Here is a 22,171-nt window from a genome sequence, read left to right as displayed (position 1 = left end):
CGGAATGTCACTTCAAATGGGGGGATGCATGCGCCACGACCGATGGGACCCGGAAATGCGGGCGGCCCGCCAGGCCATGGACGACGCCGCGGCCAGGCTGCCGCCGGTGCTGATGACCGAGCCGTTCGGGCCGAGCCGGGCGATCAACGAGCGGCTCGCGATGATGTGGGGCCAGGGCGGTCCGGCGATGGCCGAAACCACCGAGCACTGGGTGCTGGCGCGCGGCCGCCGGGTGCAGTGCCGGGTACACCGCCCGCGCACCGATGCCAGGCTGCCGGTGCTGGTGTGGTTCCATGGCGGCGGCTGGGTGTTCCAGTCGATCGACACGCACGACCGGCTGGTGCGCGAATACGCCGCCGCGGCGGATGTGGCGAGCGTGAGCGTCGATTACGCGCTGGCGCCGGAAGCCCGCTTCCCGCAGGCGGTGCTGGAATGCGCCGAGGTGGTGAGCGCGTTGGCGGGGATGGAGTGGGGCCTGGATGCCAGCCGCATCGTGCTGGGCGGAGATTCCGCCGGCGGCAACCTGGCGCTGACCACCGCCCTGCGGCTGCGCGACACCGGTGGGCCGGCGCTGCGGGGCATCCTGACCCCCTATCCCGTCACCGACGCGGATTTCGAGTCGCCCAGCTATGTGGAATTCGCCGAGGGCCACGGGCTGACCACCGCGTCCATGCAAGCCTATTGGGACCTGTATGTGCGCGATCCCGTGGACCGGATGAACCCGCTGGCCGCACCGCTGCGCGCGGACCCGACGGGGCTGCCGCCGACCCTGATCCAGCTCGCCGAGCTGGACGTGCTGCGCTCGGACGGCGAGCGGATGGCGGAGAAGATGCGCGCGGCCGGCGTGGACGTGACGCTGCAGACCTATCCGGGCGTGCTGCACGGCTTCGTGCGGCTGACGCAGGCGGTCGCGAAGGCGCGCGACGCCGTCGCCGATGCGTCCGCGTGGCTGCGAGGGGTGATGCGGTAGGGGAAGGAGGGCCAGGGACGCCCGGCCCCCCTCCGGCTACAGCGCCAGCCGCAGCTTGGCGCCGAGTTCGCCGATGATGCCGCGCCGGAACGCCAGCACGCAGGCGACGAAGATCACGCCCTGGGTCACCGTGACCCAGGCGCCGAACTGGGCCAGGTAGTTCTCCATGGCCGTCACCACGAACGCGCCCATGACCGGACCGAAGATGGTGCCGAGGCCGCCCAGCAGCGTCATCAGCACGACCTCGCCGGACATGGCGAAATGCACGTCCGTCAGCGTGGCGATGCCGAACACCAGGGCCTTCGTGGCGCCGGCGGCGCCGGCGATGGCGGTGGAGAGGATGAAGGCGACCAGCTTGTAGTCGTCGGTGCGGTAGCCGAGCGAGATGGCGCGCGGCTCGTTCTCGCGGATCGCCTTCAGCACCTGGCCGAACGGCGAATGCACGATGCGGCGGATCAGCAGGAAGCCGAACAGGAACACCACGGCCACGACGGCATAGATGGCCATGTCGTTCTGCAGCGAGATGACGCCGAACAGGCGGCCGCGCGGGATCTGCTGGATGCCGTCCTCGCCGCCGGTGAACGGCGCCTGTACGCAGAAGAAGTAATTCATCTGCGCCAGCGCCAGCGTGATCATGGCGAAATAGATGCCCTGCCGGCGGATCGCCAGCCAGCCGAACACGACCCCCAGCCCGGTGCCGGTGAGGGTGCCGGCGAGGATGGCGAGCTCCGGCGTGAAGCCCCAGACCTTGGCGGCATAGCCGGCGACGTAGCTGCCCATGCCGAAATAGGCGGCGTGGCCGAAGCTCAGCAGCCCGACATAGCCGACCAGCAGGTTGAAGGCGCAGGCGAACAGCGCGAAGCACAGCACCTTCATCAGGAATACGGGGTAGAGGACGAACGGCGCGACCACGACGAGCGCGGTCATCAGCAGGAAGGCGACGGCCTGTCCGCGCGAGAATCCCATCATCTCAGGCCGCCTTTCCGAACAGGCCGGCCGGTCGCGCCAGCAGCACGATGACCATCACCAGGAAGATCACCGTGGCGGAGGCCTGCGGGTAGAACACCTTGGTGAGCCCTTCGATGATGCCCAGGCCGAAGCCGGTGACGATCGAGCCCAGGATCGAGCCCATGCCGCCGATCACCACCACGGCGAACACCACGATGATGAAGTTCGCCCCCATGTTCGGGTTCACCGAGTAGATCGGCGCCGCCAGCACCCCGGCGAAGGCGGCCAGCGCCACGCCGCCGGCATAGGTCAGCGTGATCAGCCGCGGCACGTTCACGCCGAAGGCCTGGACCAGCGGCGCGTTCTCGGTGGCTGCGCGCAGGGTGGCGCCGACAGAGGTCTTCTCGATCACCAGCCAGGTGATGAGGCACATCACCGCGGCCGCGAGCACCACCCAGCCGCGGTAGTTCGGCAGGAACATGAAGCCGAGATCGGTGGCGCCCTGCAGCGCGGCGGGAATGCGGTACGGCATGCCGGAACTGCCGTACTGGTTGCGTGCCAGCCCCTCGATGATCAGCGCCAGCCCGAAGGTGAGAAGCAGGCCGTAGAGGTGGTCGAGCTTGTAGAGGTGGCGGATGAGGAGCTTCTCCGTCAGCACGCCGAAGACGCCGACGATCAGGGGGGCGAGGAACAGTGCCACCCAGTAGCCGATGCCGAGATATTCCAGCAGCCCCCATGCCACGAACGCGCCGAGCATGAACAACGCGCCGTGTGCGAAGTTCACGATGTTCAGCATGCCGAAGATCACGGCAAGGCCAAGCGAGAGCAGCGCGTAGAACGCCCCGTTGATCAGGCCCAGCAGCAGCTGGCCGAACATCAGCGGGGCGGGATAGCCGAGGATCATGAACATGGGGGCCGCCGGCGCGCGTGGAAGCTGAGGATCAGGCGGTGACGAAGTAGCAGCCGCCCTCGTTCAGCGGGCGCCAGGCCTGGTCGGCCGGGGTGGTGACGAGGGTCTTGAAGTAGTCCCACTTCCCTTTGCTCTCGGACGGCTTCTTCACCTCGAACAAGTAACTGGGGAACATGCCCCGGCCATCCACGCGGATGCTGCCCTGGAAGCAGTCATCGTCGACCGGCATCTTCTTCATGCGCTCGACGATGGCGGCGCCGCTCTTCTTTGCCTCGGCCACGCCCATGTCGGCCACGGCCTTGAGGAAGTGCAAGGTGCCCGAATAGTTGCCGGCGTGGATCATGTTCGGCCAGTTGTTCGGCGTCTTCGCCTTCACCCGGTTGGTGAAGGCGCGGGTGCGGTCGTTCAGGTCCCAGTAGAAGCTTTCCGTCAGCACCAGGCCCTGTGCCGCGTCCAGCCCCAGTGCATTGACGTCGGTGACGAACATCAGCATCGCCGCCAGCCGCATCTTGATGCCGAATTCCTTGGCCTGCTTGATGCTGTTCACGGTGTCGCCGCCGGCGTTGCACAGGCCCAGCACCTTGGCGCCGGAAGACTGCGCCTGCAGCAGGAACGAGGAGAAGTCGGTAGTGCCCGGGAACGGATAGGGCGAGCTGCCCAGCACCTTGCCGCCGGCTGCGGTGACGAAGGCGGTGGTGTCCTTCTGCAGTTGCTGGCCGAACGCGTAGTCGGCGGTGATGAAGTACCAGCTGTCGCCGCCCGCCTTCACGGTGGCGCCGCCGGTGGACTTCGCCAGCATGTAGGTGTCGTAGCAGTAGTGGACGAGCGTCGGCGAGCACGACTTGCCGGTGAGGTCGGAGGTGGCAGCGCCCACGTTGATGTGGACCTTGTTCTTCTCCTTCGACACGCCGGCAATGGCCAGCGCGACCGAGGAGGTCGGCACGTCGATGATGAGGTCCACGCCTTCGCGGTCGTACCACTCGCGGGCGATCGAGGCGCCGAGATCGGGCTTGTTCTGATGGTCGGCGGCAATCACCTCGACATTGAAGCCCTTCGACTGGAACTCCTCGACAGCCTGCTTCGCGCAGATCACCGAGGTGGGGCCGCCGGTGTCGCGATACGGCCCGGACTGGTCGTTCAGGACGCCGATCTTGATCGTGTTGGCCTGGGCGCGCGCACGGCGCGCCACCGGGACGGTGGCGACCGCTGCGGCAGTACCCAGCAAAGCACGGCGGGAAATCTCCATGTCGCTTTCTCCGTATGTCTTGGTTGTGTTCAGATCTACGCCTTGGCCAGCGGACATCCGCCGGCGTTCAGCGGACGGAAAGCCTCCTCGGCCGGAGTGGTCGCGAGCAGCTTGTAGTAGTCCCAGGGATACTTGCTCTCGCCCGGCTTCTTCACCTCGAACAGGTAGCTCGGATGGATCTTGCGACCATCGGCGCGGATGACGCCTTTGCCGAAGCAGTCGTCATCAGTGGGCATCGCCTTCAGGCGAGCAACCGTGGCCGCGCCGTCGGCCTTCGCCTGGGCCACACCCATGTCGTGCGCAACCTTCAGGTAATGCAGCGCGCTGGCATAGGTGCCGGCGTGCACCATGGTCGGGCGCTTGCTCGGCGCTTTCGGCTTGATCCGCTCGGCGAAGGCGCGCGTCCTGTCGTTGAAGTCCCAATAGAAGCTCTCGGTCAGCACCAGGCCCTGGCAGATGTCCAGCCCCATGGCGTGCACGTCGCTGAGGAACACCAGCAGGCCGCCGAGCTTCTGCTTGATGCCGAACTCCTTCGCCTGCTTGATCGTGTTGATGGTGTCGGCCCCGGCATTGGCCAGGCCGATCACCTTGGCGCCGCTGCTCTGCGCCTGCAGCAGGAACGAGGAGAAATCGGTGGTGCCCGGGAACGGCGTGCGCACGCCGCCCAGAACCTTGCCGCCGGCCTGCTCGACGAAGGTGGTCACGTCGCGGGTCAGCGCATGGCCGAAGGCGTAGTCGGCGGTGATGAAGAACCAGGTGTCGCCGCCCGCTTTCACCAGCGCTCCGCCAGTGGATCTGGCGAGCATGTAGGTATCATAGACGAAATGGATGGTATTGGCATTGCACTGCGCGCCGGTGAGGTCGGAGGTGGCGGCGCCGGAGTTGATGTAGACCTTGTTCTTCTCCTTGGCGACGCCGGCGACGGCCAGGGCCACACCGGAGTTCGCCACTTCCAGGATGATATCCACGCCGTCGCGGTCGAACCACTGGCGGGCTACGTTGGCGCCGATATCCGGCTTGTTCTGGTGGTCGGCGGAGACGACCTCGACCTTCATCCCCTTGCCCGCGGCGCCGAAATCCTCGATCGCCTGCTGGGCGGCGGCGATCGCCAACGGACCCCCGATATCCTGGTAGGGGCCGGACAGGTCGGTCAGCACGCCCAGCTTCAGCGTGGGCGTCTGCGCGCCGGCGCGCATCGCCGGAACTGTGGCGGCAACGGCGGCGGTACCCAGCAGCGAACGGCGCGAAAGGCGCATCATGCAGTCTCCCGGTTGGCGGCCGGTCTGCGCCGGCCTTGTTGTGTCGTCGGTCGTCCGGCCGCGGTTGCCGCGGCCGGTAGCCCAGGCGGTCAGACGCCCAGATAGCCGTGCAGCTTGCCCATGCTCGCCTCAAGCTGTGCGTTCGGAATCATGTCGATCACGCGGCCATGTTCCACGACGTAGTGGCGGTCGGCGACGGTGGCGGCGAAGCGGAAATTCTGCTCGACCAGCAGCACGGTGAAGCCACGCTGCTTGATCTCGCGGATGGTGCGGCCGATCTGCTGCACGATCACCGGGGCGAGGCCCTCGGTCGGCTCGTCCAGCAGCAGCAGCTTGGCGCCGGTGCGCAGGATGCGGGCGATGGCCAGCATCTGCTGCTCGCCGCCCGACAGCTTGGTGCCCTGGCTGCTCGCGCGCTCCTTCAGGTTGGGGAACAGCGTGTAGATCGTGGGCAGGTCGAGCCCGCCCGGCGCCACCGTGCGCGGCAGCATCAGGTTCTCGGTCACATTGAGCGAGGCGAAGATGCCCCGCTCCTCCGGGCAGAACGCGATGCCCGTCCTGGCGATCTCGTCCGGCCGCAGGGACAACGTCTCCTGCCCCTTGAACCTGATGCTGCCCTGGCGGCGCGGCACCAGGCCCATGATGCTCTTCATCGTGGTGGTCTTGCCGGCGCCGTTGCGGCCCAACAATGTCACCACCTCGCCTTCCTGCACGTCGAAATCGACGCCATGCAGGATGTGGCTTTCGCCGTACCAGGAATTCAGCCCCCGGACTTCAAGCATGCGCGCTTACGTCAGGCATCGGATGTCCCCAGATAGGCGGCGATCACGTCAGGATTCTTCGAGACGGCGGCGTAGTCGCCTTCGGCCAGCACCTGGCCGCGGGCCAGCACGGTGATGGTGTCGCACAACCCTTCCACCACCGAGAGGTTGTGCTCGACCATCAGGATCGTCCGTCCCTGACGCACCCGCCCGATCAGCCCGACGATGCGGTCCACGTCTTCATGCGTCATGCCGGCGGTGGGTTCGTCCAGCAGCATCATCTCGGGATCGAGCGCCAGCGTGGTGGCGATTTCCAGCGCGCGCTTGCGGCCATATGACAGTTGCGCGGCGGGGGTGTCGACGTATTCGGTGAGCCCGACATCCGCCAGCAGCTCGCGGGCGCGGTCGTCATAGATGTGCAACACCTCATCGGAACGCCAGAAGTCGAAGCTGCCGCCGCGGGCGCGTTGCAACGCCACGCGCACATTCTCCAGCGCCGTCAGATGCGCGAACACCGCGGAGATCTGGAAGCTGCGGATCAGCCCCAGCCGCGCCACCTGCGCCGCCTTCAGGCCGGTGATGTCGTGCCCCTTGAACCGGATGGTTCCGCGCGTCGGCTGCAGGAACTTGGTGAGCAGGTTGAAGCAGGTGGTCTTGCCGGCCCCGTTGGGGCCGATCAGCGCATGGATCGTTCCCGCGCGCACGGCCAGGTCGACACCGTTGACGGCGACGAAGCCCCGGAACTCGCGTGTGAGCCCATTGGTGGCCAGGATGGTGTCGGACACCCCGGACGTCTCCCTTGGTTTGTCTTAACCGTCTATGCTGATTTGCATATCGTGCGGGTCCGCGCAAGATTGTTTCAAGTCGAACCAAGGAGCAAGACGATGCAACAGAGCGCTTTCGACCGGCCGGAAATGGTCTGACCAATGGCCGGCCTGTGGTTCGAGGACCTCGCCGAGGGCATGGTGATCGACGCCGAATGGACCCGGACGGTCACCGAGGCGGACAATGTGCTGTTCTGCAGCCTGACCATGAACGTGCAGAAGCTGCACCTCGACGCCGAGTTCGCGGCAACGACCGAATTCGGCAAGCCGCTGGTGAATTCGATCTTCACCCTGGGGCTGATGATCGGCATGTCCGTCCACAATCTGACGATGGGCACCACGGTGGCCAATCTGGGCATGACCGACACGGCCTTCCCGGCCCCGGTGTTCGCCGGCGACACGATCAGCGTGCGCACCACCGTGGTGGCCGCGCGGGCCAGCAAATCGCGGCCGGATGCGGGCATCGTGACGTTCCGCCACCAGGCCTTCAACCAGAAGGGCACGCTGGTCGCGACCTGCGACCGGCAGGCGCTGATGCGACGCCGGCCGGAAGGCGGCACCGCATGAGCCGGCCGGAGATGCGGCTGCGCAGCCCGCTGTTCGCGCCCGGCGATTCCGAGCGCAAGGCGCAGAAGGCGCTGGCCTCGGTCGCCGACGCGGTGATCCTCGACCTCGAGGATTCGGTGGCGCCACCGTCCAAGGACGCCGCGCGCGCGGCGACGGCCGCATTGCTGCCGGCAGTGACCCGGCCCGGCGTGATCGTGCGCGTCAACCCGCGCGGCACGCCGTGGTACCTGGCCGACCTCGCCGCCGTGGTGCCCGGGCGGCCGCAGGCGGTGATGTTGCCGAAATGCAGCGGCGCCGACGACCTGCTGGCCCTGGACCACCATCTGGAAGTGCTCGAAGTCGCCTCCGGCCAGGCGGTCGGGTCGATCGGGGTGCTGCCGATCGTCACCGAAACCGCCGCCTCGGTGCTGGGACTCGCGGGCATGGCGGGGGCGGCGCGGCGGGTGCTGGCCTTCTGCTTCGGCGCGGAAGACCTGTCGGCCGATCTGGGCATCGCCCCGCGCCGGCCGGACTTCGCCTATCCGGCGCCGGTCGCGCATGCGCGCGCGGCCGTGCTGATCGCGGCCGGCGCCGCGGGGCTGCCGGCGCTGGATACGCCCTGGCCCGATCCGCGCGATGCCGCGGGCCTCGCCCGCGAGGCCGCGGCCGCGGCGGCGGACGGGTTCGCAGGAAAGCTGTGCATCCACCCCGATCAGATCGCGCCGGTGAACACGGCCTTCACCCCCGATCCGCACCGGGTCGCCTGGGCCCGGACGGTGCGCGACGCCTTTGCCGCCAACCCCGATGCCGGCGTGTTCGCGCTGGACGGAAAGATGATCGACCGGCCGCACCTGAAACTGGCGCAGCGCATCCTGGCGGCATCCGGAGAATGACGTGCCGCAATGCAGCCGTCATCAACAGGTAACGTCCGGCTGGCTATAAGCGCCGTAACGGAAGGATTGCGATGGCGCCGGTGTCCCGCCTGGGAGCCGGCGCCGTGTTTGAACGACATGATGCAGCACCGCACCTGCCCCCTGGCAATGACGCTGACATTCGCGCTGCTGCTGGGGGGCTGCTCGCTCGGGCCGGACTACAAGAGCCCGGCTCTGGAGGTGCCGGCGGCATACAAGGAGATGCCCGCGCAGGCGCAGACGCCGCTGGCGTGGCCGTCGGAGGAATGGTGGCGCGGCTTCGCCTCGCCGGACCTGAACGGGCTGGTCGCCGAGACGCTGCGGGGCAATTTCGACATCAAGGCGGCCGTTGCCCGCGTGCAGCAGGCGGACGCGCAGGTGCGCATCTCCGGCAGCCCGCTGCTGCCCGCGGTGGATGCGACCGGGAAAGACAGCTGGGCCCGCAGCTTCCAGCGCGCCGGCGGGCGGTCGGGCTATGTGGAGGCGCGCAGCGTCAGCCTCGCGCCCAGCATCAGCTATGAACTCGACTTCTGGGGCCGGCTGCGGGCCACCCAGGAATCCGCCGAAGCCTCCGCCCTGTTCAGCCGGTACGACCAGCAGACGGTGGTGCTGACCGCCGTCACCTCCGTCGCCTCCACCTGGTTCCAGGCGCTGGCACTGCAGGACCGCATCGACATCGCCCGCCGCAACCTCGCCGATGCGGAGCAGGTCCTGGGCGCCATCACCGCCCGCCAGCAGGTCGGCACGGCGAACCTGCTGGACGTGTCCCAGCAGGCCGCGCTGGTGGCCGGCCTCCGCGCCCAGATCCCGGGCCTGCAGAGCCAGCTGGCGCAGCAGATGAACGGCCTGGGCATCCTCACCGGCCGCCCGCCCGAGGCAATCACGCTGCGCCCGGGCACGCTGAACACGCTGGCGCTGCCGGAGGTGGCGGCGGGCCTGCCATCGGACCTGCTGGCGCGCCGGCCGGACATCGCGGCAGCGGAAGCGGCGCTGGTCGCGGCGAACGCCAACATCAAGGTGGCGCGGGCAGATTTCTTTCCACAGGTCACGCTGACCGGGTCCGCCGGCTGGTTGAGCCTGGGGTTGAACTCGTTGTTCGGACCCGGGTCGTTCTTCGCCTCGGCGGCGGCCAGCGCCACCCAGACGATCTTCGACAACGGGCTCAAGCAGGGCCAGTTCGAGCTGGCAAAGGGTCACTACGACGAGTTGCTGGCCGCCTACCGCAAGGCCGTGGTGCAGGGTTTCACCGATGTCGACAACGCGGTAGCGGCCTACCGGCTTGCCACGGAGCAGGAGGCGCTGGAGCGCGTTGCAGTCGCCACCGCGCAGCAGGCGGCGGACATCGCCCGCGCCCAGTTGCTGGCGGGCACCATAGACATCGTCACCGCCCTGCAGGCGCAGACCACCCTGTTCACCGACCTGGACACGCTGGCCCAGGTCCGGCTGAGCCGCTTTCAGGCATTGCTGAGCCTTTACAAGGCGCTGGGCGGCGGTTGGTCGAGATCCGATGTAGTTCCGCCGGCCAGCACCATCTATCACGGCGTCATATGACCGGGTCATATGGTCGCCACGGCGTCATATGACTGGGTCATGTGATCGCCACGGCGTCATATGATCGCCGCTGTTCGGGGATAGGCCTGCTTATGCGTCGGATTCTGTTGCTTCTGGTCTGCCTGCTGATCGCCGCCGGCGGCGGATACTGGTGGTTCGCGCTGCGCGATCCCTCGGCGCAGCAGGCGCGCGGCCGGCGCGGGCCAGACGCCATTCCCGTGCTGGTGGCCGCCGCCGAGCAGAAGGATGTGCCGATCTACCTGGACGGGCTGGGCACGGTGCAGGCCTCCGCCATGGTCACCATCAAGCCCATGGTGGACGGGCCGCTGGTGGAGGTGAACTTCCGCGAAGGCCAGGACGTGAAGGTGGGCGACGTGCTGGCGCGCATCGATCCGCGCCCGTTCCAGGCGGCACTGGACCAGGCCGCGGCCAAGAAGCGGCAGGACGAGGCGAATCTCGCGAATGCCCGCATCGACCTCGGGCGGTACCAGAAGCTGGCGGCCACCGCCTACACCTCGGCGCAGCAGGCGGACACGCAGCGGGCGCTGGTGGCGCAGCTGGAAGCGCAGGTGGCGCAGGACCAGGCGCAGATCGACAACGCCCGCACGCAGGTCAGCTACACCACCATCACCGCCCCGGTGGACGGGCGGGTGGGCATCCGCCAGATCGACGCCGGCAACATCGTCCACGCGAGCGACGCCGTCCCGCTGACGGTGATCACGACGCTGAAGCCGATCTCCGTGGTGTTCACCCTGCCGCAGCAGAGCCTGCCGGCGGTTGCCGCGGCGATGGCCGCGGGCACGCCGGAGGTGCTGGCCCTGCCGCAGGCCAGCGGCGCCAGCACCGCGCGCCCGGTGCTGGACCGCGGCACGCTGACGGTGCTGGACAACGTGGTGGACCCCGCCACCGGCACCATCAAGCTGAAGGCGAGCTTCCCCAACGAACGGCTGGTGCTGTGGCCCGGCGCCTTTGTGACGGTGCGGCTGCGCGTGGAGACGCGGCACGGCGCGGTGGTGGTGCCGCCGGTGGCGGTGCAGCGCGGGCCGCGCGGGCCGTATGTCTACCTGCTCAACGCCGACGACACGGTGACGCGCCGCCCGGTGACGGTGAGCCATGAGGATCAGGTGGCCGCGGTGATCACCGAGGGCGTCACCCCCGGCGACAAGGTGGTCGTGGACGGCGCGGCCCGGCTGACCGACAACGCCAAGGTGAACGTGCTGCCGTCGCCGACAGCCACGCCGCCATCGGCTGCAGCGGCGCCGGGCGCCCAGGCACCGGGCGTACAGGCACCGGGCGCACAGGCACCGGTGCCCGCGAGCAGCCCTGCGCCGGTGGCCCGCGGGCAACGCAACCGCGGCAACACCTGAGGGGCCGGGCGTGAACATTTCCGCCCCCTTCATCGCGCGGCCCATCGCCACCTCGCTGCTGGCGATCGCGGTGCTGCTGGCCGGCGCGCTGGGCTATCGGGCGCTGCCGGTCTCGGCCCTGCCGCAGGTGGATTTCCCGACCATCCAGGTGACGACGCAACTGCCGGGCGCCAACCCGGACACGGTCGCGAACCTGATCACCGCCTCGCTGGAACGCCAGTTCGGGCAGATCCAGGGCCTGACGACGATGACCTCCACCAGTTCGGAGGGCACCAGCCAGATCACCCTGCAGTTCTCGCTGAACCGCAACATCGACAGCGCCTCGCAGGACGTGCAGGCGGCGATCAACGCCGCTGCGGGGACGCTGCCGTCCAGCCTGCCCTATCCGCCGGTCTACTCGAAGGTGAACCCGGCGGACGCGCCGATCATCACGCTGGCGCTGATGTCCGACAACATCACGCTCGACCGGGTCAGCGACGCCGCGGACACGCTGCTGCAGCCGAAGCTCAGCGAGATCGACGGCGTGGGCAAGGTGACGGTGCAGGGCAACATGCGCCCGGCGGTGCGGGTGCGCGTCGATCCCGCGCGGCTGGCCGCCTACGGCCTGTCGATGGAGGATGTGCGCAGCGCCGTGGCCGCCGCCAACGTGAACGGCGCCAAGGGCGGCTTCGACGGGCCGCGCCAGGCGGTGGCGCTGGGGGCGAACGACCAGCTGCTGAGCCCCGATGCCTACCGCAGCCTGCTGATCGCCTATCGCAACGGCGCCCCGGTGCGCATGTCCGATGTCGGCAGCGTGGTGGGCGGCGTGGAGAACGACCGCACCGGCGCGCGCTACCAGGGCCAGCCGGCCGTCGTCATCGACGTGCAGCGCCAGCCCGGCGCCAACATCGTGCAGACGGTGGACCGCATCAAGCGCGAGCTGCCGAACCTGCGCCGCGCCATGCCGGCCGCCATCAACATGGTGATCGTGAACGACCGCACCGAGACCATCCGCGCCAGTGTGAACGACGTGCAGGCGACGCTGATCCTGTCCATCTTCCTCGTCGTGCTGGTGATCTACGTGTTCCTGCGCAGCTGGCGCGCCACCGTGATCCCGGCCGTGGCGTTGCCGCTGTCGCTGGTCGGCACGTTCGGCGTGATGGCGCTGTGCGGCTACGGGCTCGACAACCTGTCGCTGATGGCCCTGACTGTCGCGACCGGCTTCGTGGTCGACGACGCGATCGTGATGATCGAGAACGTCGTGCGCTACATCGAGGACGGGATGAAGCCGCTGGAGGCCGCCTACAAGGGCGCGGCCCAGATCGGCTTCACCATCGTGTCGCTGACGGTGTCGCTGATCGCGGTGTTCATCCCGCTGCTGTTCATGACCGGCGTGGTCGGGCGGCTGTTCAGCGAGTTCGCGGTGGTGTTGTCGGTGTCCGTCATCGTCTCGGCCGTGGTGTCGCTGACGCTGACGCCGATGATGTGCGGGCGGCTGCTGAAGCCGGCCAGCGAAGCGCGGCCAGGCTGGATCGCGCGCGCCGGCGAGGCCGGGTTCCAGGCAATGCTGCGCTTCTACCGGCGCACCCTGTTCTGGTCGTTGCGCCACCAGCGTTTCGTGCTGCTGGTGGCGGCCGGCACACTGGCCGGCACGGTGTTCCTGTACGTGATCGTGCCCAAGGGCTTCCTGCCGCTGCAGGACACCGGCGTGATCGTGGCCGTGACCGAAGCTGAGCAGAGCGTCTCCATCCCGCGCATGAGCGCGTTGCAGGACCAGGCGGCCGAGCTGATCCGCCAGGATCCGGCGGTGACGAGCGTGGTGTCGTTCGTCGGCGCGGGCTCGATCAACGCCACCCCGAACACCGGCCGCCTCACCATCACGCTGAAGCCGCGCCGGGAGCGCAGCGAGTCGGCCGACGCCATCGCCACGCGGCTGACCGCGCGCCTGGCCGGCATCCCCGGCCTGTCGGTGTTCATGCAGCCGGTGCAGGACATCCAGATCGGCACCCGCGTCAGCCGCACCCAGTTCCAGTACACGCTCATCGACACCGATGCGCAGGAGCTCAACACCTGGGCGCCGCGGCTGCTGGACCGGCTGAAGGCCATGCCGATCCTGCGCGACGTGACCAGCGACCAGCAGAACAACGGCTTCCGCACCTTCATCCGGGTCGATCGCGACGCCGCCATGCGGTTGGGCGTGACCATGCAGGAGGTGCAGGACATCCTGTACGACAGCTTCGGCCAGCGCCAGATCTCCACCATCTTCACCCAGGCCAACCAGTATCGCGTGGTGCTGGAGGCCGACCCGTCCTGGCAGGCCGACCCGTCCTCGCTGCTGCAACTGCATATGCCCGGTAACGGCGGCGCCCAGGTGCCGCTGACGGCCATCGCCACGATCGAGCGCGTGACCGCGCCGCTGGCGATCACGCATGAGGCGCAGTTTCCCTCGGTCACCATCAGCTTCAACCTGGCGCAGGGAGCATCGCTGAGCCAGGCCGTCGAGGCCGTGGCCGCGGCGGAACACGAGATCAGCCTGCCGGCGACGATCTCCGGCAGCTATTCCGGCGATGCCGCGGAGTTCCAGCGGTCGCTGGCCAGCGAGCCGTGGCTGATCCTGGCGGCGGTGGTGGTGATCTACATCGTGCTGGGCGTGCTGTACGAAAGCACGATCCATCCGCTGACCATCCTGTCCACCCTGCCCTCGGCCGGCATCGGCGCGCTGCTGGCGCTGATGCTCGTCGGCTCGGACCTGTCGCTGGTGGCGCTGGTGGGCGTGGTGCTGCTGATGGGCATCGTGAAGAAGAACGCGATCATGATGATCGACTTCGCGATCGAGGCGGAGCGCACCCGCATGATCTCGCCCGAAGCGGCGATCGAGGAAGCCTGCCTGCTGCGTTTCCGGCCGATCATGATGACCACCATGGCCGCGCTGCTGGGCGCGCTGCCGCTGGTGATCGAACGCGGCACCGGCTCGGAGCTGCGGTTCCCGCTGGGTGTCACGATCGTCGGCGGCCTGCTGCTGAGCCAGTTGCTGACCCTTTACACCACGCCCGCCATCTATCTGGCGCTGGAGCGGCTGCGGCTGCGCGTCGCGGGCCCGGCCGCCGGCGCGGCCCCGGCGGAGTAGCCCGCCATGGGGTTCTCGGCCGCCTTCATCCGCCGCCCCGTCGCCACCGTGCTGCTCTCCCTCGGGCTGCTGCTGGCCGGCGCCGTCGCCTATCGCTTCCTGCCGGTGGCACCGCTGCCCAGCGTGGACATCCCCACCATCGTGGTGTTCGCGGCGCGCCCGGGGGCCGACCCCGAGACGATGGCCGCCTCGATCGCAGCCCCGCTGGAGCGCCGGCTGGGCGAGATCGCCGGGGTGACCGAGATCACCTCGACCAGCTCCGTCGGCTCGACCAGCATCGTCGTGCAGTTCGACATCAACCGCAGCATCGACGGCGCCGCGCACGACGTGCAGGCTGCCATCAACGCGGCCACGGCCGACCTGCCGGCGGACCTGCCGACGCGGCCGTATTTCCGCAAGTTCAACCCGGCCGAAGCGCCGATCATGACGATCGCGCTGACCTCCGACACGCTGTCGATGGCGCAGGTCTACGACGCCGCCGACAGCATCCTGGCGCAGCGGCTGTCGCAGGTCGAAGGCGTGTCGCAGGTGACGGTGAACGGCGCCGAGAAGCCGGCCGTGCGGGTGCGGCTGGACCCGGCCGCGCTGGCCGCGGCCGGGCTGTCCACCCAGGACGTCTACACCGCCATCCGCCAGTCCAACGTCTACGGCGCCACCGGCGGCTTCCAGGGGCCCGAGCGCGCGGAGACGATCGGGCTGAACGGCCAGATGTCGCGCGCCGCGCAATACGCGCCGCTGGTGCTGAAGACCGCGAACGGCGCCGTGGTGCGCCTGTCCGACGTCGCCAGCGTGGTCGACGGCGTGGCCAACGTTCGCCTCGCCGCCTGGTTCGGCAACCAGCCGGCGATTCTGCTGACGGTGACGAAATCCGCCGGCGCGAACGTGATCGCGACGGTGGACAACGTGAAGGCGGTGCTGCCGCTGCTGCGGTCGTGGATGCCGCCGGACGTGAAGCTCACCATCCTGTCGGACCGGACCAGCACCATCCGCGCCAGCGTCGACGACGTGCAGTACACGCTGCTGATCTCGGTGGCGCTGGTGCTGCTGGTGGTGCTGCTGTTCATGCGCCGGGCCGTGCCCACCGTCGCCGCCGGCGTGACCGTGCCGCTGTCCATCGCCGGCACGCTGGCGGCGATGTGGCTGTACGGCTTCTCGCTCGACAATTTCTCGCTGATGGCACTGACCATCTCGGTCGGCTTCGTCGTCGACGACGCCATCGTGATGATCGAGAACATCGTCCGCCACATGGAGCAGGGCAAGCGGCCGCTGCAGGCGGCGTTCGACGGCGCTCGGCAGATCGGCTTCACGGTGATGTCGATCAGCATCTCGCTCGTCGCCGTCTTCATCCCCATCATCTTCATGGGCGGCATCCTCGGCCGGCTGTTCCATGAATTCGCGGTGACGCTGACGCTGGCCATCGCCGTGTCCGCCTTGGTGTCGCTGACGCTGACGCCGATGCTGTGCGGGCGCCTCATGCGGGCCGACGCGCCACCCCGCAAGCGGACGCTGTGGACGCGCATCGACGCCGGCGTGGACCGCGCCTTCAAGGCCACCTTGCGGCTCTACGCCGGCACCCTGGACTGGGCGCTGCGGCACCGCGTGTTGATGCTGCTCTCCACCATCGCCACGGTGGGGCTGACGGTCTGGCTCTACACCATCGTCCCCAAGGGCTTCTTTCCGACGCAGGATATCGGATTGATCCAGGGCGGGACGCTGGCCGACCCGTCGATCTCGTTCACCGCCATGGGTGAGCGGCAGCGCGCCGCCGTCGAGATCATCCTGAAGGACCCCGCCGTCGCCGGCGTCGGCTCGGTGATCGGCGTCACCTCCGGCTGGTCGTCGCTGAACCGCGGCCAGCTCACCGTCAGCCTCAAGCCGCTGCCCGAACGCGGCGTGTCGTCGGAGCAGGTCATCGCCCGCCTGCGCCCGCAGCTCGCCCGCGTGGGCGGGCTGCAGGTCTTCCTGTTCTCGGCCCAGGACCTGCGCGGCGGCGGGCGTTCCGGCGGATCCAACCAGTTCGTGCTGATCGACCAGGATCTGACGGAGCTGCGCGACTGGACGCAGCGCCTGGTGGACCGGCTGCGCGCGGTGCCGCTCGTCGCCGATGTCAGCAGCGACCAGGATCGCGCCGGCCCGCAGGCCAATGTGGTGATCGACCGTGTGGCAGCATCCCGCCTGGGCGTCTCGGTGTCAGCCATCGACAACGCGCTGAACAATGCCTTCGCGCAGCGCCAGATCTCGATCATCTACGCCCAGCGCAACCAGTATCGCGTCGTGCTGGAAGCCGACCCGGCGCTGCAGACCGACCCGGTCATGCTCAACCGCATCTTCGTCGGCGCCAGCAACGGGCAGCAGATTCCGCTGGGCAGCGTCGTCTCCGTGGAGCGCGGCATCGCGCCGCTGGCGGTTCGCCACCAGGGCCAGTACCCCGCCGCCACGATCACCTTCAACGTCACCCCCGGCGTGGCCATGGGTGATGCGCTCGCCGCCGTGCAGCAGGCCGCCAATGACCTGCACATGCCGGAGACCATCCGCACCCAGTTCGCCGGCAACGCCCGCTTCCTGACCGACAGCCTCAGCTCGCAACCGCTGCTGATCGCCGCCGCCCTGCTCGCGATCTACATCGTGCTCGGCGTGCTCTACGAGAGCCTGACACAGCCGCTGACGATCATCTCCACCCTGCCCTCCGCCGGGCTGGGCGCGCTGCTGGCGCTGCTCGTCACCGGCACCGACCTGTCGATCATGGCCATCATCGGCATCCTGCTGCTGATGGGCATCGTGAAGAAGAACGCGATCATGCTGGTGGACTTCGCCCTCGAAGAGGAACGCCAGCACAACCGCTCGCCGCAGGAGGCCATCCACGCCGCCTGCCTGGAACGCTTCCGCCCGATCATCATGACCACGCTGGCGGCCCTGCTCGGCGCCTTGCCGCTGGCCCTGGCCTTCGGCACCGGCGCCGAGCTGCGCCGCCCCCTGGGCATCGCCATCGTCGGCGGCCTGATCGTCTCCCAGGCCCTGACCCTCTACACCACCCCTATCGTCTACCTCGCCCTGCAACGCCGCCCGCGCCGCGCGGCGCTGGCGGCGGCGGAATAAGGAAGGCGGGCCGACGCGCCGCCTTACGTGCCCAGCACCAGCGCGGCCCGGATCAGGGCGGCATGGGTGAGGGCCTGGGGAAAATTGCCGAGCTGGGTTCTGGTGGCGGGGTCGTATTCCTCGGCGAGCAGGCCGACATCGTTGCAGAGTGCGAGCAGGCGTTCGAACAGGGTGCGAGCTTCGTCCATGCGGCCCTGCCTTGCCATGGCCTCGGCAAGCCAGAAACTGCAGGCAAGGAACGCGCCTTCGCCGGGGGGCAGGCCGTCCTGGCCGGTGTTGGTGTCGTAGCGGCGCACCAGCCCGTCGGTCAGCAGGGTGCGCTCGATGGCAGCGATCGTGCCGGCCACACGCGGATCGCCGGCCGGCAGGAAGCCGAGCTGCGGGATCAGCAGCAGGCTGGCGTCGAGGTCCCTGGTGCCGAAACTCTGGGTGAAGCTGTTCAGCGTGCGGTCGAAACCCTCGGCGCAGACAGTGTCGTGGATGCGCGTGCGCAGAGCGCGCCAACGGTCCAGCGGTGCAGGGAGCGCGAAGGTCTCGGCACTGGCGATGGCGCGGTCGAGCGCGACCCAGGCCATGATTTTCGAGAAGGTGAAATGCCGGCGGCCGCCGCGCACCTCCCAGATGCCTTCGTCCGGCAGGTGCCAGACGGTTTCCAGATGCTCGACCAGCTGGCGCTGCAGATCCCAGGCGTGCGGGTCACCACCCAGAAAGCTGGTGCGGGCAAGATGCAGCGTGTCCGACACCTCGCCGAACACGTCGAGTTGCAACTGGCCGGCAGCGCCGTTGCCGATGCGCACCGGACGTGCCCCCTGGTAGCCGGGCAGCCAGTCGGCTTCCCATTCGGGAACGCGCCGTTCCCCGGCCAGGCCGTAGAGGATGCGAAGCTGGTCCGGCCGTCCGGCGACGCTGCGCTGCAGCCAGCCGATCCAGGCGCGCGCTTCCTCGGTGTAGCCGGCGTGCAGGAGCGCCTGCAGCGTCAGCGACGCATCGCGCAGCCAGCAATAACGGTAGTCCCAGTTGCGGCTGCCGCCGGGCTGCTCCGGCAGCGAGGTCGTGGGCGCGGCAACGATGCCGCCGGTGGGCGCATGGGTGAGCGCCTTCAGCGTGACGAGGGAGCGCAGCACCGCGTCGCGATAGCAGCCATGATAGGTGCAGCGGGTGGACCAGCCGGACCAGAACACCTCGGTGGCGGTGAGTGCCGCCGCGGGATCGACGGCAACGGGCGGCCGCAGGTGGCTTGCGGCGTAGGTCAGCACGAACGTGGCGGTCTCGCCGGCGGATATGGTGAACGCGGCCGTGGTGGCGCCGTCGCGCTGGTCGAGGGGCAGCGTCGTGCGCAGCACGGCCATGTCGGGGCCGGCGATGGCGCGCAGGCCGGAGCCGTCGGGCAGCGGGGTGATCCAGGGCGTGACCGCGCCGTAGTCGAAGCGCGGCAGGAGGTGCATGCGCATGGGAATTCGCCCCCGGCGGCCCTGCACCAGGCGGATCACGCTGGACGAGCCCAGGCCAGGCGGCATGAAGTCCACCAGCGCCACCTCCCCGTCCGGAGTGGCGAACAGCGTCTCCAGCACCAGGGTGCCGTCGCGGTAGCGGCGATGGATGCGCGGGTGCGCATCGGCGGGGGCGATGCGCCATCGGCCATGCCCGGGGGTGCCCAGCAGGGCGGCGAAGCAGGCAGGGCTGTCAAAGCGCGGCCAGCATAGCCAGTCGATGGCACCATCCCGGCCGACCAGCGCCGCCGTGGTGCCGTCTCCGATCAGCGCGTAATCCCCGATCGGTGGCGGGTGGTCGTCGTCGGTCAAGATATTCGGGCCGGTCAGCGAATCTGGCCGAAGGCACGCCCATTATTGGTCGGGCACGAACAGGTGGCGCCGGGCGGACCCGGATTGTCGAGCGGGCAGACAAAGGCGCCAGCGACGCAGGAGCGACCGCTGGGCGCGAAGGCCGGCGGGGCCGCAAAGGCCGGCGGGGTGAGGAAGACCGGGGGCTGGGCGAAGACGACGGGGGGTGGGGCGAAGAAAACCGGCGGGCCAAAGAAGATCGGGGGTGGCGCGATCCCCACGAATACACCGCCACGAAAGCCGCCATGCCAGCCGCCACCCCACCCGCCGCCGCAGCACCCGCCACGCCACGCCTGTGCCGCAGTGGGCAGGGCCAAAGCACCGACCACCGCAACGGCGGCGAGGACGCGCAAGCAGGTAGTCCTGGAACTGATCATCGCTGAGACTCTCATCGGAGAATGCGACGGACTTCACGCATTATAAGGCTTCGGCCAGCCAATCGCGGAGAATTTCCGAAACTTCATCCGGCCGCTCCATCGGCGGCAGATGTCCGCTGTTGCTGACGACGTGCAGGATGGCGCCGGGAATGCCGGCGGCGATCTCCCGTGCATGATCCGGCGGCGTCAATTGATCGTCGCTGCCGACCGCGACACGCGTGGGCACGTTGATGGCCGGAAGATGCGGGCGGCTGTCCGGGCGATGCAGAATGGCATTCTGCTGGCGCAGGAAGGCGTCACGGCCGACCCGCTCGGCCATGTCCATCACCTCCTGCGTCAATGCCGTGTCCGTCTGGCGGGCAGGATGGATCAGCATGGGCAGCAGGCGCGGCGTCACGCCGCGGAAGCGGTGCGCGCGCGTCATCGCGATCAGCCCGCGCCGGCGCCGCGCCTGTTCCTCGCTGTCGGGCCTGGCGCTGGTGTCCATCAGGCACAACCGGGTGACGCGATCGGGCGCCAGGCGCATCAGCGCGAGCGCCACGTAGCCGCCCATCGAAAGGCCGCATAAAGCGAAACGATCTGGCATCCCTTGCAACGCATGCCGTGCCATGTCGTCGACGCTGTCGTCGCGGGTCAGGTCCGCGACGGTTGCATGGGCAATGTCGGAGAGTGCAGCGATCTGGTCGCGCCACAGACGGGTGTCGCACAGCAAACCAGGCAGGAACAGAACGGATTCGGGCATACAATCGGAGTTAATGGCACCTCGCGGCGCTGCCAAGCTTGACTTTCGGCCGCCGTTTCCAGATATGCCGCAGCACAGGTGCGCGACCCGCGCGCTAGCTGCGGCGCACCGGCCATCGGTGCTGCCATGGAAGCACAGGCAATTTGACCGAGACCATTCCGTTGACCGAACCCATGACCGCCCCGGCGGACCTGCCCGCACACGCGGAGCCCGACGCCACGGGGCCGTCGCCCGATGCTGTTCCTGTCACGGGGGCGCATATCCGCGAAGACGCGCCGGATGCTCGCCCCGAAGAACATCCCCAAGACGTCCCGAACGAAGCCGAGGCGCCCGAAGCGGAGGCGCCGGCGGAGCCGGCCGCGCCTGGCTTCGAGGAGCTGGGCCTGTCCGAGCCCATCCTGCGTGCCGTGGCCGAGAAGGGCTACCGCTCGCCCACGCCCATCCAGCAGATGGCCATTCCCGCGGTGCTCGCCGGCCGTGACGTGCTGGGCTGCGCGCAGACCGGCACCGGCAAGACCGCCGGCTTCACGCTGCCGATGCTGGACATCCTGTCCGGCAGCCGTGCACGCGCCCGCATGCCGCGCAGCCTGATCCTGGAGCCGACGCGCGAACTGGCGCTGCAAGTCGCCGAGAACTTCGTCGAATACGGCAAGTACCTGAAGCTGACGCACGCGCTGATCATCGGCGGCGAGAGCATGTCCGATCAGAAGGACGTGCTGATGCGCGGCGTGGACGTGCTGATCGCCACCCCCGGCCGACTGATGGACATGTTCGAGCGCGGCAGCATCCTGCTGACCGACACTCGCGTGCTGGTGATCGACGAGGCCGACCGCATGCTGGACATGGGGTTCATCCCCGATGTCGAGAAGATCGTGTCGCTGCTGCCGGCCAACCGGCAGACGCTGTTCTTCAGCGCCACCATGGCGCCGGAGATCCGCAAGCTGGCCGATGCGTTCCTGCAGAATCCGAAGGAGATCACCGTCTCCAAGCCCGCATCGGTGGCGACGACCATCACCGAGCGCCTGGCGCTGGTGGCCGAGCACGACAAGCGCGAGGCGCTGCGCCGCCTGATCCGCAGCGAGGACGTGCAGAACGCGCTGATCTTCTGCAACCGCAAGCGTGACGTGGACATCCTCTACAAGTCGCTGGCCAAGCACAATTTCAGCGTCGGCGCGCTGCACGGCGACATGGCGCAGTCGGTGCGCTTCGCCACGCTGGAGAAGTTCAAGGCCGGCGAACTCCGGCTGCTGTGCTGCAGCGACGTCGCGGCGCGGGGCATCGATATCGGCGGGTTGAGCCATGTGTTCAACTTCGACGTGCCGCACCATGCCGAGGACTATGTGCACCGCATCGGCCGCACCGGCCGTGCCGGGCGCGAGGGCCGCGCCTTCACGATTGCCACGCCCGAGGACCGGCTGGCGGTGGAAGCGATCGAGAAGCTGACCGGCCACAAGATCCCGCGCATCACGATCGAGGAGCTTGATCCCGTCGATTGGGCCGAGAGCGACGGCCGCCGCGGACGTGGCCGCGCCCGCGGCAAGCCTGCGCCGAAGAAGGCCGAGCCGCGGCGCGCGGCGCCGAAGCGCAGCGCGGCCGCGGCCGAGGAAGCGCCCGCCGAGGTGCCGCTGTTCGAACACGCGGCGACCGAGCAGGCAGCCCCCGAGCAGGCAGCCCCTGAGCGTGCGCGGCCCGAGCGTGCCCGGCCTGAACGCGCCC

General features: G+C 68.9%; 16 protein-coding genes. 8 read left to right on the top strand and 8 right to left on the bottom strand.

Going from position 1 to position 22,171, the window contains the following annotated elements; translation table 11 throughout:
* Positions 1–28 precede the first annotated feature (28 nt).
* Positions 29–970 carry an alpha/beta hydrolase gene (locus tag OL599_RS11410; RefSeq protein ID WP_264713873.1) on the top strand — a complete coding sequence of 314 codons (942 nt, stop codon included), beginning with the start codon at positions 29–31 and terminating at the stop codon, positions 968–970.
* A 36-nt stretch (positions 971–1,006) separates the two neighbouring features.
* On the opposite strand, the gene OL599_RS11405 is transcribed toward OL599_RS11410, so the two are convergent.
* The 6 genes from OL599_RS11405 to OL599_RS11380 form a co-directional block, all read right to left on the bottom strand.
* Positions 1,007–1,939, bottom strand: a complete 933-nt coding sequence (locus OL599_RS11405; RefSeq protein WP_347403200.1) for a branched-chain amino acid ABC transporter permease — start codon at positions 1,937–1,939, stop codon at positions 1,007–1,009.
* A 1-nt stretch (position 1,940) separates the two neighbouring features.
* Positions 1,941–2,828, bottom strand: a complete 888-nt coding sequence (locus OL599_RS11400; RefSeq protein WP_264713872.1) for a branched-chain amino acid ABC transporter permease — start codon at positions 2,826–2,828, stop codon at positions 1,941–1,943.
* Between the two features lie 31 nt (positions 2,829–2,859).
* On the bottom strand, positions 2,860–4,074 hold the full coding sequence (locus OL599_RS11395) for an ABC transporter substrate-binding protein (protein ID WP_264713871.1): 1,215 nt from the start codon (positions 4,072–4,074) through the stop codon (positions 2,860–2,862).
* Positions 4,075–4,109: 35 nt separating this feature from the next.
* On the bottom strand, positions 4,110–5,333 hold the full coding sequence (locus tag OL599_RS11390) for an ABC transporter substrate-binding protein (RefSeq protein WP_456306699.1): 1,224 nt from the start codon (positions 5,331–5,333) through the stop codon (positions 4,110–4,112).
* A gap of 89 nt (positions 5,334–5,422) precedes the next feature.
* Entirely contained in the window at positions 5,423–6,115 is a 693-nt protein-coding gene (locus OL599_RS11385) for an ABC transporter ATP-binding protein (RefSeq protein ID WP_264713870.1), read from the bottom strand.
* Between the two features lie 11 nt (positions 6,116–6,126).
* Positions 6,127–6,879 (bottom strand): ABC transporter ATP-binding protein, encoded by a 753-nt coding sequence (locus OL599_RS11380; protein ID WP_264713869.1) that lies wholly within the window; start codon positions 6,877–6,879, stop codon positions 6,127–6,129.
* A gap of 141 nt (positions 6,880–7,020) precedes the next feature.
* Here OL599_RS11380 and OL599_RS11375 point away from each other — a divergent pair, with 141 nt between their 5' ends.
* From OL599_RS11375 to OL599_RS11350, 6 genes are all read left to right on the top strand, one after another.
* Positions 7,021–7,485: a MaoC family dehydratase gene (locus OL599_RS11375; protein WP_264713868.1), complete on the top strand. Its 465-nt coding sequence runs from the start codon at positions 7,021–7,023 to the stop codon at positions 7,483–7,485.
* On the top strand, positions 7,482–8,357 hold the full coding sequence (locus tag OL599_RS11370; protein ID WP_264713867.1) for an HpcH/HpaI aldolase/citrate lyase family protein: 876 nt from the start codon (positions 7,482–7,484) through the stop codon (positions 8,355–8,357). The genes OL599_RS11375 and OL599_RS11370 overlap by 4 nt, the downstream gene beginning before the upstream one ends.
* Positions 8,358–8,504: 147 nt before the next feature.
* Positions 8,505–9,926 carry an efflux transporter outer membrane subunit gene (locus tag OL599_RS11365; RefSeq protein ID WP_264713866.1) on the top strand — a complete coding sequence of 474 codons (1,422 nt, stop codon included), beginning with the start codon at positions 8,505–8,507 and terminating at the stop codon, positions 9,924–9,926.
* Between the two features lie 92 nt (positions 9,927–10,018).
* Positions 10,019–11,293: an efflux RND transporter periplasmic adaptor subunit gene (locus OL599_RS11360; protein WP_264713865.1), complete on the top strand. Its 1,275-nt coding sequence runs from the start codon at positions 10,019–10,021 to the stop codon at positions 11,291–11,293.
* Between the two features lie 10 nt (positions 11,294–11,303).
* Positions 11,304–14,399, top strand: coding sequence for a multidrug efflux RND transporter permease subunit (locus OL599_RS11355; RefSeq protein WP_264713864.1), 3,096 nt, complete (start codon positions 11,304–11,306; stop codon positions 14,397–14,399).
* 6 nt (positions 14,400–14,405) lie between these two features.
* Entirely contained in the window at positions 14,406–17,495 is a 3,090-nt protein-coding gene (locus OL599_RS11350) for an efflux RND transporter permease subunit (protein ID WP_264713863.1), read from the top strand.
* A gap of 23 nt (positions 17,496–17,518) precedes the next feature.
* On the opposite strand, the gene OL599_RS11345 is transcribed toward OL599_RS11350, so the two are convergent.
* Entirely contained in the window at positions 17,519–19,297 is a 1,779-nt protein-coding gene (locus OL599_RS11345; RefSeq protein ID WP_283949659.1) for a glycoside hydrolase family 15 protein, read from the bottom strand.
* Between the two features lie 456 nt (positions 19,298–19,753).
* Entirely contained in the window at positions 19,754–20,491 is a 738-nt protein-coding gene (locus OL599_RS11340) for an alpha/beta fold hydrolase (protein WP_347403199.1), read from the bottom strand.
* A 137-nt stretch (positions 20,492–20,628) separates the two neighbouring features.
* Here OL599_RS11340 and OL599_RS11335 point away from each other — a divergent pair.
* Positions 20,629–22,171 (top strand): DEAD/DEAH box helicase (locus OL599_RS11335; protein WP_264713862.1); only part of this gene is annotated, 1,543 nt, incomplete at its 3' end.

The organism is Limobrevibacterium gyesilva, from assembly GCF_025989185.1.
GTDB lineage: Bacteria > Pseudomonadota > Alphaproteobacteria > Acetobacterales > Acetobacteraceae > Limobrevibacterium > Limobrevibacterium gyesilva.
The sequence above is the reverse complement of the archived record's forward strand: the minus strand, read 5'-3'. Positions and strand labels throughout refer to the sequence as shown.

What these genes read in the sequence shown, in the direction of transcription:
- OL599_RS11410 (WP_264713873.1), top strand. Translation starts at nt 29, where the DNA reads ATGCGCCACGACCGATGGGACCCGGAAATGCGGGCGGCCCGCCAGGCC.
- OL599_RS11405 (WP_347403200.1), bottom strand. Translation starts at nt 1,939, where the DNA reads ATGATGGGATTCTCGCGCGGACAGGCCGTCGCCTTCCTGCTGATGACC.
- OL599_RS11400 (WP_264713872.1), bottom strand. Translation starts at nt 2,828, where the DNA reads ATGTTCATGATCCTCGGCTATCCCGCCCCGCTGATGTTCGGCCAGCTG.
- OL599_RS11395 (WP_264713871.1), bottom strand. Translation starts at nt 4,074, where the DNA reads ATGGAGATTTCCCGCCGTGCTTTGCTGGGTACTGCCGCAGCGGTCGCC.
- OL599_RS11390 (WP_456306699.1), bottom strand. Translation starts at nt 5,333, where the DNA reads ATGATGCGCCTTTCGCGCCGTTCGCTGCTGGGTACCGCCGCCGTTGCC.
- OL599_RS11385 (WP_264713870.1), bottom strand. Translation starts at nt 6,115, where the DNA reads ATGCTTGAAGTCCGGGGGCTGAATTCCTGGTACGGCGAAAGCCACATC.
- OL599_RS11375 (WP_264713868.1), top strand. Translation starts at nt 7,021, where the DNA reads ATGGCCGGCCTGTGGTTCGAGGACCTCGCCGAGGGCATGGTGATCGAC.
- OL599_RS11370 (WP_264713867.1), top strand. Translation starts at nt 7,482, where the DNA reads ATGAGCCGGCCGGAGATGCGGCTGCGCAGCCCGCTGTTCGCGCCCGGC.
- OL599_RS11365 (WP_264713866.1), top strand. Translation starts at nt 8,505, where the DNA reads ATGACGCTGACATTCGCGCTGCTGCTGGGGGGCTGCTCGCTCGGGCCG.
- OL599_RS11360 (WP_264713865.1), top strand. Translation starts at nt 10,019, where the DNA reads ATGCGTCGGATTCTGTTGCTTCTGGTCTGCCTGCTGATCGCCGCCGGC.
- OL599_RS11350 (WP_264713863.1), top strand. Translation starts at nt 14,406, where the DNA reads ATGGGGTTCTCGGCCGCCTTCATCCGCCGCCCCGTCGCCACCGTGCTG.